Here is a 14,970-nt window from a genome sequence, read left to right on the forward strand (position 1 = left end):
CGGCCGCCGATCATGGCTGCATGCGTGACGCCCGCAGGGAGGGGGTCGACCGGCTGCTCGCGGCGCGGATCGCCGGGCAGGCGGGGCTGCTCACGCGCGCCCAGGCGCATGGTGGCGGCTTCACGGACGACGCGATCGCGTGGCGGGTGGCGTCGGGTCGGTGGCTGGCGGTCCATCCCGGGGTCTACCTCACCATGCCGGGGAGGGACGACTGGGAGATGCGAGCAGTCGCCGCGCTCCTGTGCGTCGGCGCACCGGCCGCGCTGTGCGGTCCGAGCGCCGGTCATGCCTGGGGGCTGGTCTCCGAGCCGACCGGAGGCGTCACCGTCGTCGTGCCCGCCGGCCGCCGCGGCACGTCACGTCCGGGCATCGAGGTGACGCGCAGTCGCCACATGCTCGAGCGGGTGCACCCGAGCGCCTGGCCTCACCGCGTGACCGCGGAGCACGCCGTGCTCGACCTCGCGGGTGGCCGGCCCATGGACCGAATCGTGGGGCTCGTGGCGCGGGCCTGCCAGAAGGGCCTCGTGTCGACGCAGTCGCTGGCCGCGGCCCTCGACAGCCGCCCCGGGCAGGCCCATCGGCGGCTCCTGCTCGAGGGGCTGACGGGGGTCGGGCTCGGCGTGGAGAGCCCCGCCGAGTGGCGCTATGTGCACGACGTCGAGCGCGCGCACGGGCTGCCCGAGGCGCGTCGCCAGGACCCCGGGACCGGCTCCACGCGCCGCGACAACGCGTATGACGAGGTCAGGCTCATCGTGGAGGTCGACGGCCGCCTCGGGCACGAGGGCTGGGTCGGACGTCAGCGCGACGGTCGCCGTGACCGGGCGTCCGCCCGCGAGGGGTGGCTCACCGTGCGCGTCTTCTGGCCGGACGTCGCCCTGACCCCGTGCGAGCTGGCCGCCGAGCTGGTCGACATCCTCCGGGCCCGCGGCTGGCGCGGCATACCGCGGCCCTGCCGACGCCCCGGCTGCGCGCTGGTCCGCGGCATCGTCGTGTGACGCCGGCGCTGTGTGCGGTATGCCGTGCCCCGGCCCGGACGGCCGCACACGGCTGCACGTGGCGGTCGATGGGACGCGGCCCCGGTGTTAGGTTTCGGGGCGTGCGGCAGTATCTCGACCTCCTCGGCCACGTCCTCACCCACGGCGAGGAGAAGAGCGACCGGACCGGCACCGGTACGCGGAGCGTCTTCGGGCACCAGATGCGCTTCGACCTCGCGGACGGCTTCCCGGTCGTGACGACGAAGCGGCTGCACCTGCGCTCGATCATCGGCGAGCTGTTGTGGTTCCTCCGCGGCGACACCAACGTGCGGTGGCTGCGGGAGCGCGGCATCACGATCTGGGACGAGTGGGCCGACGAGCACGGCGAGCTGGGCCCGGTCTATGGCTACCAGTGGCGCTCCTGGCCCACGCCGGACGGGCGGCACGTCGACCAGATCGCCCGGGTCATCGAGTCCATCCGGACCAACCCCGACTCGCGACGGCACATCGTCTCGGCCTGGAACGTCGCCGACGTCGACGACATGGCCCTGCCGCCGTGCCACACGATGTTTCAGTTCTACGTCGGTGCGCCGCGAGGGGCGGGCGGTCGCCGCCGCCTGTCGTGCCAGCTCTACCAACGCTCGGCCGACGTCTTCCTCGGGGTGCCGTTCAACATCGCTTCCTACGCGCTGCTCACGCAGATGGTGGCCCAGCTGACCGACCTGGAGCCGGGGGAGTTCGTGCACACCCTCGGTGACGCGCACCTCTACCTCAACCACCTCGAGCAGGCCCGGCTGCAGCTGACGCGGGAGCCGCATCCGCTGCCGACGATGCGGATCACGCCGGGCAAGACCGACATCGACGCCTTCGACCTCGACGACTTCGCGCTCGAGGGCTACGTGGCGCACCCGTCGATCAAGGCGCCGATCGCCGTCTGAGCCAAGGCGTGAGGATCGACCGAGCGCCAGCGAGCGAGGACCGGAGCGCCGCTTCGGCTCGGGCGGCAGAGCGGGTGGCCGTCTGAGCCAAGGCGTGAGGATCGACCGAGCGCCAGCGAGGCAGGCCGCCGGGATCACCTGGCGGATCAACTGGCGGATCAACTGGCGGATGGTGTCGTCAGGGCAGCATCAGTCGCGAGTTGATCTGCCAGTTGATCTGCCGCGGCGGCCGACCGGCGAAGCGGCCGACCGGCGAAGCGGACCACCGGCGAGGCGGAGCCCTTCTCTGAGAGGCTGGACCCATGACCAACGTGACGATGATCGCCGCCGTCGGCCGCAACGGGGTCATCGGCGACGGCACGTCCATGCCGTGGCACCTGCCGGAGGACCTCAGGCACTTCAAGGCCACCACGCTCGGCCATGCGCTCATCATGGGTCGCCGCACGTTCGACTCCATCGGGCAGGTGCTGCCCGGGCGGCGCACCATCGTGATCACGCGGCAACGCGACTGGCGCCACCCCGACGTCGAGACCGCGCACTCGCTCGCCGAGGCGCTGGCGCTCGCGGGGCCGGTGGGGGAGGTGTTCGTGGCCGGCGGCGGCGCGGTCTACGCCGAGGCCATGCCGTATGCCGCCCGCCTCCTCATCACGGAGGTGGACCAGGAGCCGGCCGGGTCCGTGGTGTTTCCACCGATCGACCTCGATGCCTGGGTGGAGACGGACCGGGTGCCGCGCGAGGGCTTCACGTTCGTCACCTACGAGCGCCGCGCCTAGCGGCCGGTGGCTGCCCGGCCCGGGTGGGGAGCAGACGCTAACCTTGCCCCCATGGCAGCAACTCCCGCGCTGGGCCGCGTCCTCTCCGCGATGGTCACGCCCATGCGCGCGGACGGGTCCGTCGACCTCGAGGCCGCCCAGCGGGTCGCCACCCACCTGGTCGACAACGGCCACGACGGGCTCGTCGTCTCGGGCACCACGGGGGAGTCGCCCACGACGACCGCCGTCGAGCGCGACGCCCTCCTGCGGGCCGTCGTCCAGGCGGTCGGGGACCGGGCGGTCATCATCGCCGGGGTCGGCTCCAACGACACGTCGCACTCCGTCGAGGCCGCCCGGCAGGCCGAGGCCGCCGGCGCGGACGCCGTCCTGGTCGTCACCCCGTACTACAACAAGCCTCCGCAGGCGGGGGTCGCCGCGCACTTCCTCGCGGTGGCCGACGCGACGGGGCTGCCGGTCATGGTCTACGACATCCCGGGCCGCTCCGGCATCGCCATCGCCAAGGAGACCTACCTGCGCATCGCCGAGCACGAGCGCGTCGTGGCGGTCAAGGACGCCCGCGGCGACCTGTGGCTGGCCACCGAGGTCATGATGAGCACCGGCCTGCAGTGGTACTCCGGAGACGACGGGATGAACCTCGCCCACTTCGCCAACGGCGCGGCCGGCTTCGTGGGGGTCACCTCGCAGGTCGACCCGGCGGCATACCGCGACCTGGCCGACGCGGCCGTCGCTGGACGCTGGGAGGACGCCCTGGCCACCCACCGGCGCCTCGTCCCGCTCGTCAACGCCGTCATGAACGTCACCCAGGGGGCGATCATGGCCAAGGCCGCCCTCGCCCTCCAGGGACTGCTCGAGTCGCCGGCCGTCCGGCTGCCCCTCGTGGAGGCCGACGCGGAGCAGCTGGCGCTGCTGCGCGAGAGCCTCCCGCTCCCCATCGACTAAGAGGACCTCCGTGAGCCATCCCCACCCCGAGCTGACCGCGCCGCCCGTCCTGCCGACGGGCGGCCTGCGCGTCGTGGCCCTCGGTGGCCTCGGCGAGGTCGGGCGCAACATGACCGTCCTCGAGACCCAGGGACGCCTGCTCGTCATCGACTGCGGCGTGCTCTTCCCCGAGGACCACCACCCGGGCGTCGACCTCATCCTGCCCGACTTCTCCTACATCGAGGACCGGCTCGACGACGTCGAGGCGATCGTGCTGACCCACGGGCACGAGGACCACATCGGCGCCGTGCCCTACCTCCTCCGGCTCAAGGGCGACATCCCGCTCCTCGGCTCGCAGCTGACGCTCGCGCTCGTCGAGGCCAAGCTCAAGGAGCACCGGATCCGGCCGTTCACGATGGGGGTCAAGGAGGGCCAGCGGGAGCGGCTCGGGGTCTTCGACCTCGAGTTCGTGGCGGTCAACCACTCCATCCCCGACGCGCTCGCCGTCTTCGTGCGGACGGCGGCCGGCACGGTGCTGCACACCGGGGACTTCAAGATGGACCAGCTCCCGCTCGACGGGCGCCTCACCGACCTGCGCGCCTTCGCCCGGCTGGGGGAGGAGGGCGTCGACCTCTTCCTCACCGACTCCACGAATGCCGACGTCCCCGGCTTCACGACGCCGGAGATCGAGATCGCGCCGGCCATCGACCACGTGTTCCGGCACGCCGAGCGCCGCATCATCGTCGCGTGCTTCAGCAGCCACGTGCACCGCGTGCAACAGGTGCTCACCGCAGCCGCGAAGGCGGGGCGCAAGGTGGCCTTCGTCGGCCGGTCCATGATGCGCAACATGGGCATCGCGGCGGAGCTCGGCTACCTGCACGTGCCCGACGGCATCCTCGTCGACGTCAAGCGGCTCGACTCGCTGCCCGACGACGAGGTGGTGCTCGTGGCGACCGGGTCCCAGGGGGAGCCGATGGCCGCGCTCGCCCGGATGGCCAACCGCGACCACCGCATCGACGTGGGCCCGGGCGACACGGTGCTGCTCGCGTCGAGCCTCATCCCGGGCAACGAGAACGCCGTCTTCCGCGTCATCAACGGGCTCATGCGGCTCGGTGCCACGGTGGTGCACCGGGGCAACGCCCGGGTCCATGTCTCCGGGCACGCCAGCGCGGGGGAGCTGCTCTACTGCTACAACATCGTCAAGCCGCGCAACGTGCTGCCGGTCCACGGCGAGTGGCGCCACATGCACGCCAACGCGCAGCTGGCGCTGCTGAGCGGGGTGCCGGAGGACCACGTCGTGGTGGCGGAGGACGGCGTCGTGGTCGACCTCGTCGACGGCAAGGCCGCGATCACCGGTGTCGTCGACTGCGGTTACGTCTACGTCGACGGCAGCAACGTGGGCGGCGCCGACGAGGCGCTGCTGAAGGACCGCCGCATCTTGCGCGACGAGGGCTTCATCACCTGTGTCGTCGTCATCGACGCGGCCACCGGCAAGATCGCGTCCGGCCCGCAGATCACGGCGCGCGGCTTCGCCGAGGACGAGGAGCTCTTCCAGCAGGTCATCCCGCGCGTCGAGCGCGCGGTGGAGGAGGCGGTGGCGGGCGGTGTGCGGGACGACCAGCAGCTGCAGCAGGTGGTCCGGCGCGCCGTGGGCTCGTGGGCTGGGGGCAAGATCCGGCGCCGGCCCATGATCATCCCCGTCGTCCTGCAGGCCTGAGCCGTGCGGGGGCGGTGGCCCGACGTCGCCATCGCCGGGGCCCTGCTGCTGCTCGTCGGCGTGGGCGCGCTGCGCTGGCTCGACGTCACGGCATACCCCGTCGTGGTCCTGCAGACCACCGGCCCCTTCGTCGTCATCGGGCTCGTGCTGCTGCTCGTCGTCGCCGCGCTGCTGCGCCGGTGGGCCGTGCTCGTGCCGGTCGGGGTGGCCGCGCTCACCGCAGGCGTGATCGCCGTCCCGGCCTTCCTCTCCGAGGCGGACCCCACGGCGACCCGCGCATTGACGGCGATGTCGGTCAACCTTTTCAAGGGCCGCGCGGACGCCGACCAGGTCATGGACGCCGTGCGCTTCCATGCCGTCGACGTCCTCGTGCTCGTCGAGGTGACGCGGGACGCGGTCCGCCGGCTCGACGCCGCGGGCCTCGCCGACTACTTCCCGGAGCGGGTCGGCGAGCCGGCCGCCGGCGACGGCACCGGGGGCGTGATGGTGCTCAGCCGCTATCGCGTCACCGCGGTCCAGCCCGGTGCGGACCGTCCGGCGCCGGGCAGCTCGAGCGCGCAGCCGGAGGTGACGATCGACGTGGCCGGCACGCCGGTGCGCGTCAAGGCGGTCCACCCGGAGGCACCCGGTCCGAGGACGAGCGCCCAGTGGCGCGCCGACCTGCGCGCCCTCGCCGCGTGGCGGGGGAGCCGGCCGCCGGGGGAGCGCCTCATCGTCCTCGGTGACTTCAACGCCAGCGCCGGGCATCCGGCGTTCCGCGAGGTGGCCGAGGGGCTGCAGGACGCGCAGCGGGCTGCTGGGGGCGGCTGGGTGCGCACGTGGCCCTTCGTCGGCCGCCGTATGCCGCCGTGGGTGCAGCTCGACCACGTGCTGAGCCGCGGGCTGGTCCTCACCGATGCGGGACAGGTGGCCGTGCACGGGACGGACCACGCCATCGTGTGGGGCGCCTACGCCCTCACCAGGGGCGGGTGACCGGCGCGTCGCGCGGGTCGTCGCCCTCGACGACCCAGCCCGCGGCGGTGTGCGTCCACGTGGCCCGGGGGCCCTCGGTCACGAGCTCGCGGAGCGCCTCGACCAGCCGGTCGACCCCCTCCGCGGTCGAGGCCAGGCCGAGGCTGGCCCGCACCGCCGTGGCGGGCGACTCGCTCCAGGGGTCCTCGAGCAGCTCGTCCACGAGCAGGTGGGCGCAAAACTTGCCGTCGCGCACACCGATCCCGTGCTCGACCGACAGGATCTGGGACACGAGCGACGGGTCGAACCCGGCGACGGTGAAGGCCACCACGCCGACGCGGTCGGAGTCGTCGGAGAAGAGCGAGAGCTGCTCCACGCCGGGCACCGTCTCCAGGCCGCTGCGCAGGCGGGCGAGCAGCTGCGCCTCGTGGCGCTCGATGTCGGCCCGGTGCGCCCGGATCGTGGCGCAGGCCGCGGCGAGCGCGACGGCACCGACGACGTTGGGGCTGCCGCCCTCGTGCCGGGCCGCGCCGGTCGCCCAGACCGTGCCCCGCTCCGTCACCGCGCGGGTCGCCCCACCGCCGGCCAGGTAGGGCTGGCCGGAGTCGAGCCAGTCGGCCCGACCGGCGAGCACCCCGGCGCCGAAGGGCGCGTACGTCTTGTGCCCGGAGAAGGCCACGTAGTCGGCGTCCCACCCGGCGAGGTCGACCGGTCGGTGCGGGGCGAGCTGCGCGGCGTCGACGGCAAGGCGGGCGCCGTGCTCGTGGGCGAGGGCCGCGAAGCGCGCCACCGGCCACACCTCGCCGGTGACGTTGGAGGCGGCGGTCACGACCGCGAGCCGGTGCCGGGCCGGGTGCTCGGCGAAGGCCTCGTCGAGCAGGTCGAGCGCGTCCTCGATGCTGCTCGGGATCGGCAGGCGCACGGTGCGGTGCGCTCCCCACGGCAGCAGGGTGGAGTGGTGCTCGGAGGCGAAGACGAAGACGACCGTGCGCCGGGGCAGGGCCCGCGAGAGCAGGTTCCACGAGTCCGTGGTCGTGCGGGTGAAGATGACCGCGTCGTCGTCCCGCGCTCCGACGAACTCGCCCACCTCGGCGCGCGCCTGCTCGTACCACGCGCTCGTCACCCGGGAGGCGTAGCCGGCGCCGCGGTGGACGGAGGAGTAGGTCTGCAGGGTGCGGTCGACCGCCGCCTGCACCGTCTCGAGCGCCGGCGTGGACGCGGCCAGGTCGAGGTTGACGTAGGTCCGGGGGCCGCTCGTGGTCGGCACGACGAGGTCGGCGCCGACGGTGCGCGGCAGCGGCGCGGTCGGCGGGACGACGTGCAGGGCCCGGCCGCGTGCGGTTCCCGCCTCGAGGGGGCGGCTGAGGGTGCGGGTGGAACGGGGGCTGGTCGCCGGGAGGACGGACACGGGGTGCTCCTGGGTCGGGGGACCCACGGGGCGCAGGTCCGCGCTTGCCGACCTCGGGACGAGGGTCGGCCGGGTCGTCACCCGGAGCACCCCACCGCGGAGGAGGGTTGCTGACCAGCGAGCCGGGGCTTGTCACTGGCACTCATGACCTGCACGTAGGTTACGGAGACCGCCGGTGCCCTGTCCAGCCGGCAGGGCGCGCGTGTCGCCATCCGGACGCGTCGGCCGTATGCCCCAGTGTCCCCGGCGCCGGCGCCGGCGCCGGCGTGTGGCTGGCGTTGCCAGTGTGGCTGCTGGGCTATGTCGTCGCGGTGGCGTACCGTGCCGGCATGGCGACTCGTCCGTCCAGCACCACGCGCTCGGGTTCCGCGCCCAAGGGCGGTTCCTCCCGGCCTGCCCCGCGGGCCAGCCGTCCTGCCCAGCGCCCGCCGACGCCCCGTGGTGCGCACGCGGGCCGCGCCAAGGGCGGCGGCCTGCCGCTGCCGCTCCGGGCGGCCCGCAACACGTGGATGGGCGTCTCGCACGTGGCCGGCGGAGCAGTGCGCCGCGTCGGCCACAGCGCCCGCGAGCTGGAGCCGGAGCACCGGCGTGACGGTCTCGGCTTCGCCCTGCTCGCCCTCGCCGTCGTCGTCGCGGCCCGTGAGTGGTGGGGCGTGTCGGGCCTCTTCGGCCAGGCGGTGCACGCCGTCTTCGCCGGCACGTTCGGCCGGGTCGCGTATGCCGTGCCGCTGGTGCTGCTCGCCCTCGGCCTGCGCCTGCTGCGCGCCCCACAGGACGACGCCGCCACCAACCGTCTCGTCGTGGGCAGCATCGCCCTGACGTTCTCTGCGTGCGGGCTCGCCCACATCAGCGACGGGATCCCCAACCCGCCCGACGGTGCAGACGGCATGCGCGCGGCCGGCGGCATCATCGGCTTCCTCGCGTCGAGCCCGCTCGCCGCCGCGGTGTCCGTCTACGGCGCGGTGGTCATCCTCGTGCTGCTCGGCGTCTTCGGTCTCCTCGTCGTCACGGCCACCCCGGTGGGCCTCATCCCCACCCGGCTGCGCCAGCTGCGCGACGTCGTGCTGCACCGGTCCTCCGGCGACGGCCCGGGCGCGGGGGAGGGATCGACCGCGGACGCGGCCGCAGACGGCGGGCCCCCGCGGCGCTCCCGCCGCAAGGCCGCCGACCTCGACGGCGACCGCGAGGGGGACGAGGCCTTCCGCAAGGCGGCGGAGACCGAGGCTGCGGGTGCCCGCCCGCGTCCGGGGGAGCGGCGCGCGACCTCGGGCGCTCCCGCGCCGCGGCCCGCCGGTCCGGCCCGCCCCGACGGCGTCGGGTCAGGGGGTGCCACCGTCGATGCCGCCGCCGTCGGGCCAAAGGCCGAGCTGGTGCCGCCGCCCATGAGCGACCTCCCGGCCCGGGTGGAGCAGCTCTCCCTCGGCGGCGACATCACCTACCGCCTGCCGGACCAGGCCATCCTCACGCCGGGAGCGCCGCACAAGACGCGCAGCGAGACCAACGACCGGGTCGTCGACTCGCTCACCCATGTCTTCGAGCAGTTCGACATCGACGCCCAGGTCACCGGCTTCACCCGCGGCCCGACCGTCACCCGCTACGAGGTCGAGCTCGGCTCCGGCACCAAGGTCGAGCGCGTCACCGCCCTCTCCAAGAACATCGCGTATGCCGTCGCCTCGGCCGACGTGCGCATCCTCTCCCCGATCCCGGGCAAGTCGGCCATCGGGATCGAGATCCCCAACACCGACCGCGAGAACGTCGCCCTCGGTGACGTGCTGCGCAGCCAGACGGCGCGGGGCAACGACCACCCGATGGTCATGGGGGTCGGCAAGGACGTCGAGGGCGCCTACGTCATCGCCAACCTCGCGAAGATGCCGCACCTGCTCGTGGCCGGCGCCACCGGCTCGGGCAAGAGCTCCTTCGTCAACTCGATGATCACCTCGATCCTCATGCGGGCGACGCCCGAGGAGGTCCGGATGGTCCTCGTCGACCCCAAGCGGGTCGAGCTCACGGCATACGAGGGCATCCCGCACCTCATCACCCCGATCATCACCAGCCCCAAGAAGGCCGCCGAGGCGCTCCAGTGGGTCGTGCGCGAGATGGACCAGCGCTACGACGACCTGGCCGCCTTCGGCTTCAAGCACATCGACGACTTCAACAAGGCGGTCCGGGCGGGCAAGGTCAAGCCCCTGCCCGGCTCCGAGCGCCAGCTGAGCACCTACCCCTACCTGCTCGTCGTGGTGGACGAGCTCGCCGACCTCATGATGGTCGCCCCGCGCGACGTCGAGGAGTCGGTCGTGCGGATCACCCAGCTCGCCCGCGCCGCCGGGATCCACCTCGTCCTCGCGACCCAGCGCCCCTCGGTCGACGTCGTCACCGGCCTCATCAAGGCCAACGTGCCCTCGCGGATGGCCTTCGCCACGTCGTCGCTCGCCGACTCCCGGGTCGTCCTCGACCAGCCGGGCGCCGAGAAGCTCATCGGCCAGGGCGACGCGCTCTTCCTGCCGATGGGCACCAACAAGCCGATGCGCGTGCAGGGCGCCTGGGTCAACGAGTCCGAGATCCACGAGGTCGTCAGGTTCGTCACGACCCAGCTGAAGCCGCACTACGTCGAGGACGTCGTGGCGGTCACACCGAAGAAGCAGGTCGACGACGACATCGGCGACGACCTCGACGTGCTGCTGCAGGCCACGGAGCTCGTCGTGACGACCCAGTTCGGCTCCACGTCGATGCTCCAGCGCAAGCTGCGGGTCGGCTTCGCCAAGGCCGGCCGGCTCATGGACCTGCTCGAGTCCCGCGGCGTCGTCGGCCCGAGCGAGGGCTCCAAGGCACGCGACGTGCTCGTGCGACCCGACGACCTCCCGCAGACGCTGGCCCTGCTCCGGGGCGAGGACGTGCCGCCGCCGACCGGCGTGGGTGACGACCTCGAGGTCACCGAGCCGGAGCCCTACGACGACTCGGTCGTCGCGCTCGAGCGGGCGGCCGACGGGGAGGACGAGCAGACGTATGCCGGGTCGCCCCGCACGGCCGCCATCGTGGCGGACCGAGGCGAGCGGCAGGAGGCGGCCGGCTCGAGCAGGTGGACGCCCGGGGACCTCACGCCGGTGGTCGACGAGGACGACGAGGAGGAGGACCAAGAGTCGGAGGACGCCTGGTCGCTCACCGACCGGGGCAGCGAGCGCTGGTAAACCCGCCGGCGGCCGCTCCCAATGGCGGACCCAAAAGGACGAAGGCACGCCGCTATGAACGTCATAAGGCCCCATGAGCGGGCTACATCGGCGGCAACGGCACGAGCGCGAGTCGGCGCTGTCCCGAGTTACTGTAGCCCAAGGCGAATAGTTCCTGAACCTGTGCGACTAAAGGCCGGGAAATTGACTCCACGACTGAGGATGAATTCGCGGGGGGCCCTAGAGTTTCGACTGCGCGGAGCCTGAGATGCCTCCTACGCCACCGAGCACATCGGTGGACGCTCCCTAAGCTTATTCAGGCCCAATTTGGCAAGCGCCACCCCTTGCCCCCAGGATATGCTCACCCAAGCAACTGCCCCAATCCCGAGCGCGATCGATCTCCACAGCACGCTCATATCGCTCCTTCGTACACTTCTCGGTACAGGAATTCGCCGAGCGAACCGGCTACGGGTGCGACCACGTGGGGACGTGACTCATCTGGAGCGCGACCTGGCGCGCGCAGATCGCGGCTTAGCGGACGGCTTGCGGGCAGTCTTCAACGCCATTGGGCGACTCGACCATCCCACGAGGAGTGCGCGGGTCACCGGTTCGGGCCGAGGCTAACGCGGCATGCGCTGCCCGTGCGGCGTCGAGGGTTCAGGTCTACTCTCCGAAATATCGTCTCTCCACATGGGGGGCGCAGCGAGAGAGAACCGAACATGCAGTTACGGAGATCCAGGGCACGTGTCCTAGTGCCATTTGCCGCAGCCGCGCGCGTCTTCAGTAGCGGCGCGGCCGGGCTTACCGGGGACACCATCCCGGCTAGCACGTCGCAGGACCAGTGCAGCAAGCCGATGTCCCAGCGTCACGGCGGGTGGTTCTGCGTGGACATCGCCAAGTCCCGCGAGCTGGGCGCCCGGCACGCCGCCGACCGGGCCAAGGGCACCTTCCCCGACGTGAGCAGCCCGCACGTCGAGATGACCAAGGGGGCCTACAGCGGGTCGGCCCTGCCCGCCACGGTGGCAGCGACGACCACGGCCTCCACGACGGCCGGCGGCGACGGCATCAACGGATGGTGCAACGCGACGGGGTGCTGGTACTTCTGGAACACCGACAGCCCCCTCTACATCCACAGCGAGTTCGACGCGGTCGGCAGCTACGGCTCCTGCGACATCAACGGCTGCGTGGGCATCGGCACGCAGCAAATCCATATCGGGCTCTTCACAATCGTGGACTACCTCACAGGAGGCTCAACGTTCGTCAAGGTCCAGAACCAGCACAGCACCAAGGACGCCGCGACCAAGGGCAACATCTGGTACGACAGCAACCTGCTGGTCAACTCGACTTACCCCTCCGGCACGAAGTGCGGTACGTCCGCGCAGTCCGCGGCGCTGGACAAGGCCGCAGGCACGACGATGTCGTGGGACGGGTTGGTCCTCAACCAGTGCGCGTACCAGACCCAGGCGACGTTCCACGAGGTCTTCTGGCGCGATTACAACTACCCAGGCCGGTGGTACTACTTCGCCAAGTCGGCCAAGTTCACCCACGAGATCGGCTACCAGTCGCACTACCAGGGCGACTGGGACACCCCGTCCGGTCCCCTTACGCCGGCAGGCGGAGGATGGCAGAACATATGAGCGAACCGCTGCCCGAACGCGACCCCAAGGCCGAGTTCGCCTCCCACTACCACCACGACGCAGCCCCCGGCGACGGGGGGTTCTCGCGGGTGACCGGCGCACCCGCCTACGGGACCGGCATCGTCTACCTCCACCAGGAACGAGACGGTTGGGCCGGTGAGTGGACCGACGAGGAGGGCCACATCATCGAAAGCCCCCAGCCGGTGACCTTCCCGGTCCTTCTCGAATGGGCTCGGGCCAAGCCCGCCCCCGAGATACGCATCCGCACAGGCATCAGTCCGCCACCCTGAGACAAGGGGCTCTTCACGACGCAGGGTGAAGTCGTGGTGTGGTCGGGGTCTGAACCCGCCGGTCTGCATCAGTGACCTGGCGACTACGTGGTCCGTGGCACGATCCGTTATCCGAAGACTGCGTACCCATGTCCAGAAGATCATCAGTAAGCCGTGTTCGGGAAAGCCGCACGCACTAGCGAAAGGGGATGGGGAAACGGACAGGCAACGGCACGGCGCCCCTCACTACCCGTGAGCGCGTCACTCGAGCTGTGGCCCGTGCCTCCGCGCCGGACGGGCCAGCCGACCCGGTGGGACCGGCTGAGGCGAGCTGTCGTGCAGCTGCCGTCGGCGCTGCTCCTCGTCGTCCAGCTCGCGGCGATCGTCGCCGTCCCGTTCCTGGAGACGGCGACGCTCGGCGGCTTCCGGCAGTCCGGCCGGGTCCTGGTCGGGCTGGTCGGGCTGGTCGTCCTCCTCCTCGCCGTGCGCGCCGTCCGGGTCACGCCGGCGCCCTTGTCGGTCGCCCTCATCCTCGGGCTGTCGGCTGCCGGGCTGGCCGTCGCGCAGGTCGTCCTGCCCGACAGCGCGGCGGTGCTCCTCTGGTCCTCGCTGCTCCATGCGGCTTTCTACGGCTACACGGCCTACGCGCTGCTGCGGTACATGTTCGCCGACACGTGGGTGACCCGCGACGAGGTCTACGCGACCGGTGCGGCGTTCGCCGTCTTCGCGTGGGCGTTCGCTCATCTCTACGTCGCGGTCCAGGTGCTCTGGCCGCACTCGTTCGCCGCCCACGGCCAAGCGGGGACCGGGGAGCGGTCGTGGTACCAGCTGCTCTTCCTGTCGTTCCAGACGATGACCGGCGCCGGGCCGTCGGACATCATCCCCGTCACCGAGCACGCGCGGTCGTTCGTCATGGTGGAGCAGGTGTGCGGGATGCTCTTCGTCGCGCTCGTGGTCGCCCGGGTGGTCGGGCTCACGATCGCCCGGTTCAAGTAGCGGTGCCGCCATCCAGCTCGGCCCACGTGCGCAGGCTGGGGGACCGCCGCTGCTGGGCGTCGCGGGCGACCGCCTCGACGTCCCGCAGGACCCGCAGCGTGTTGTCCCGGACCAGGCGACGCAGGTCGGCGTCGGACCAGCCGCGCTCGAGCAGCGCGGCCACGAGCCGTGGGTAGGCCGCGACGTCCTCGAGCCCCACCGGGAAGGTGTCGGTGCCGTCGTAGTCGCCGCCGATCCCGACGGCGTCGACCCCCGCGACGTCACGCACGTGCTCGACGTGCGCGACCACCTGCTCGATGGTCGCCTCGGGCTTCGGCCGCTGCCGGGAGTAACGGGCGACGAAGCCCGAGAAGGCGAGCCAGTCCTTGGCGTCCACGCCGACCTCCGCGGCGGCTGCCGCTGCCTCCACCCGCCACTCCGCGGCGGCCGGGGAGACGAACTCCGGCACGAAGGTGACCATGCACACCCCGCCGTTGCCGGCCAGCGCCGCGAGCACGTCGTCCGGCACGTTGCGTGGCGAGTCGCAGAGCGCCCGCGCCGACGAGTGGCTGAAGATGACCGGCGCCTCGCTCGTGCGAAGCGCCGCCCGCATCGTCGTCGGCGCGACGTGGCTGAGGTCGACCATCATGCCCAGTCGGTTCATCTCGCGCACGACCTCGTGGCCGAATGCCGTCAGGCCGCCGGCCGAGGGCCGGTCCGTCGCCGAGTCCGCCCAGGGGACGTTGTCGTTGTGGGTCAGGGTGAGGTAGCGCACGCCGAGCACGTGCAGCGTCCGGAGCACGGCCAGGGAGCAGCCGATGGAGTGCCCGCCCTCGGCGCCGAGAAGGGAGGCGATCCGGCCGTCCGCCGTGGCCGCCACGACCTCGTCCGCCGTGCCCGCGAAGGCCAGCCGGTCGGCATACGCGGAGATCATCCGGTGCGCGCCGTCGACCTGCTCGAGGGTCGCGGTGACCGCCGTGTCGCCCTGCAGCGTGCTCGGCACGAAGACCGACCAGAACTGTCCCCCGACGCCGCCCTCGGTGAGCCGTGGGAGGTCGGTCTGCGTGGTCGCCACCGGCCCCGCGAGGTCGAGCGCCGTGAAGTCGTAGCCCGCCTGCTCGCGCGCCTCCCAGAGGAGGTCGTTGTGGCCGTCGATGAGCGGGTGGTCCGCGAGGAGGCGGCGGGCGCGGCGCACGAGGGAGTCGGGTGGACGGGACATGCCGGTCATTGAACACCCGGCAACTAG

The 14,970-nt window shown here is 72.2% G+C and carries 12 protein-coding genes and 1 riboswitch; of the genes, 10 read left to right on the top strand and 2 right to left on the bottom strand.

Translation table 11 applies throughout. The annotated features are described in order from the left end of the window. The first annotated feature begins 20 nt into the window (after positions 1 to 20). From VFJ94_RS05315 to VFJ94_RS05340, 6 genes are all read left to right on the top strand, one after another. Positions 21 to 995 (top strand): hypothetical protein, encoded by a 975-nt coding sequence (locus VFJ94_RS05315; RefSeq protein ID WP_325003155.1) that lies wholly within the window; start codon positions 21 to 23, stop codon positions 993 to 995. A gap of 101 nt (positions 996 to 1,096) precedes the next feature. Next, positions 1,097 to 1,912 carry a thymidylate synthase gene (locus VFJ94_RS05320; protein WP_325003156.1) on the top strand — a complete coding sequence of 272 codons (816 nt, stop codon included), beginning with the start codon at positions 1,097 to 1,099 and terminating at the stop codon, positions 1,910 to 1,912. 302 nt (positions 1,913 to 2,214) lie between these two features. Further along, positions 2,215 to 2,685, top strand: a complete 471-nt coding sequence (locus tag VFJ94_RS05325) for a dihydrofolate reductase (protein ID WP_325003157.1) — start codon at positions 2,215 to 2,217, stop codon at positions 2,683 to 2,685. Positions 2,686 to 2,736: 51 nt separating this feature from the next. Continuing rightward, a complete protein-coding gene (dapA, locus tag VFJ94_RS05330) occupies positions 2,737 to 3,624 on the top strand; it encodes a 4-hydroxy-tetrahydrodipicolinate synthase (protein ID WP_325003158.1) in 888 nt (295 codons plus the stop codon). A 10-nt stretch (positions 3,625 to 3,634) separates the two neighbouring features. After that, positions 3,635 to 5,320: a ribonuclease J gene (locus tag VFJ94_RS05335; protein WP_325003159.1), complete on the top strand. Its 1,686-nt coding sequence runs from the start codon at positions 3,635 to 3,637 to the stop codon at positions 5,318 to 5,320. Between the two features lie 3 nt (positions 5,321 to 5,323). Then, a complete protein-coding gene (locus tag VFJ94_RS05340; RefSeq protein ID WP_325003160.1) occupies positions 5,324 to 6,292 on the top strand; it encodes an endonuclease/exonuclease/phosphatase family protein in 969 nt (322 codons plus the stop codon). On the opposite strand, the gene VFJ94_RS05345 is transcribed toward VFJ94_RS05340, so the two are convergent. Beyond that, the gene (locus tag VFJ94_RS05345; RefSeq protein ID WP_325003161.1) at positions 6,276 to 7,679 is read right to left on the bottom strand and encodes an aminotransferase class V-fold PLP-dependent enzyme; all 1,404 of its coding nucleotides are present in this window, start codon (positions 7,677 to 7,679) and stop codon (positions 6,276 to 6,278) included. The two genes, VFJ94_RS05340 and VFJ94_RS05345, sit on opposite strands and share 17 nt — an antisense overlap. 35 nt (positions 7,680 to 7,714) lie before the next feature. Next, a riboswitch (SAM riboswitch) is annotated at positions 7,715 to 7,829 on the bottom strand. A 179-nt stretch (positions 7,830 to 8,008) separates the two neighbouring features. Here VFJ94_RS05345 and VFJ94_RS05350 point away from each other — a divergent pair. The 4 genes from VFJ94_RS05350 (at position 8,009) to VFJ94_RS05365 (ending at position 13,745) form a co-directional block, all read left to right on the top strand. Continuing rightward, on the top strand, positions 8,009 to 10,864 hold the full coding sequence (locus VFJ94_RS05350) for a DNA translocase FtsK (protein ID WP_325003162.1): 2,856 nt from the start codon (positions 8,009 to 8,011) through the stop codon (positions 10,862 to 10,864). A gap of 833 nt (positions 10,865 to 11,697) precedes the next feature. Further along, positions 11,698 to 12,480, top strand: coding sequence for a hypothetical protein (locus VFJ94_RS05355; protein ID WP_325003163.1), 783 nt, complete (start codon positions 11,698 to 11,700; stop codon positions 12,478 to 12,480). After that, positions 12,477 to 12,770, top strand: coding sequence for a hypothetical protein (locus tag VFJ94_RS05360; protein WP_325003164.1), 294 nt, complete (start codon positions 12,477 to 12,479; stop codon positions 12,768 to 12,770). The genes VFJ94_RS05355 and VFJ94_RS05360 overlap by 4 nt, the downstream gene beginning before the upstream one ends. Before the next feature lie 231 nt (positions 12,771 to 13,001). Then, complete coding sequence (locus VFJ94_RS05365; protein ID WP_325003165.1) at positions 13,002 to 13,745, top strand: ion channel; 744 nt, start codon at positions 13,002 to 13,004, stop codon at positions 13,743 to 13,745. On the opposite strand, the gene VFJ94_RS05370 is transcribed toward VFJ94_RS05365, so the two are convergent. Continuing rightward, positions 13,738 to 14,943, bottom strand: coding sequence for a dipeptidase (locus tag VFJ94_RS05370; protein ID WP_325003166.1), 1,206 nt, complete (start codon positions 14,941 to 14,943; stop codon positions 13,738 to 13,740). The genes VFJ94_RS05365 and VFJ94_RS05370 overlap by 8 nt on opposite strands. Positions 14,944 to 14,970: the final 27 nt, after the last annotated feature.

This window comes from Intrasporangium sp. (assembly GCF_035688975.1).
Lineage (GTDB): Bacteria > Actinomycetota > Actinomycetes > Actinomycetales > Dermatophilaceae > CALMNV01.

Excerpts from the sequence above, each read along its gene's own strand:
- VFJ94_RS05370 (WP_325003166.1), bottom strand. The coding sequence starts at position 14,943 with ATGTCCCGTCCACCCGACTCCCTCGTGCGCCGCGCCCGCCGCCTCCTC.
- VFJ94_RS05355 (WP_325003163.1), top strand. The coding sequence starts at position 11,698 with ATGTCCCAGCGTCACGGCGGGTGGTTCTGCGTGGACATCGCCAAGTCC.
- dapA (WP_325003158.1), top strand. The coding sequence starts at position 2,737 with ATGGCAGCAACTCCCGCGCTGGGCCGCGTCCTCTCCGCGATGGTCACG.
- VFJ94_RS05315 (WP_325003155.1), top strand. The coding sequence starts at position 21 with ATGCGTGACGCCCGCAGGGAGGGGGTCGACCGGCTGCTCGCGGCGCGG.
- VFJ94_RS05360 (WP_325003164.1), top strand. The coding sequence starts at position 12,477 with ATGAGCGAACCGCTGCCCGAACGCGACCCCAAGGCCGAGTTCGCCTCC.
- VFJ94_RS05325 (WP_325003157.1), top strand. The coding sequence starts at position 2,215 with ATGACCAACGTGACGATGATCGCCGCCGTCGGCCGCAACGGGGTCATC.
- VFJ94_RS05350 (WP_325003162.1), top strand. The coding sequence starts at position 8,009 with ATGGCGACTCGTCCGTCCAGCACCACGCGCTCGGGTTCCGCGCCCAAG.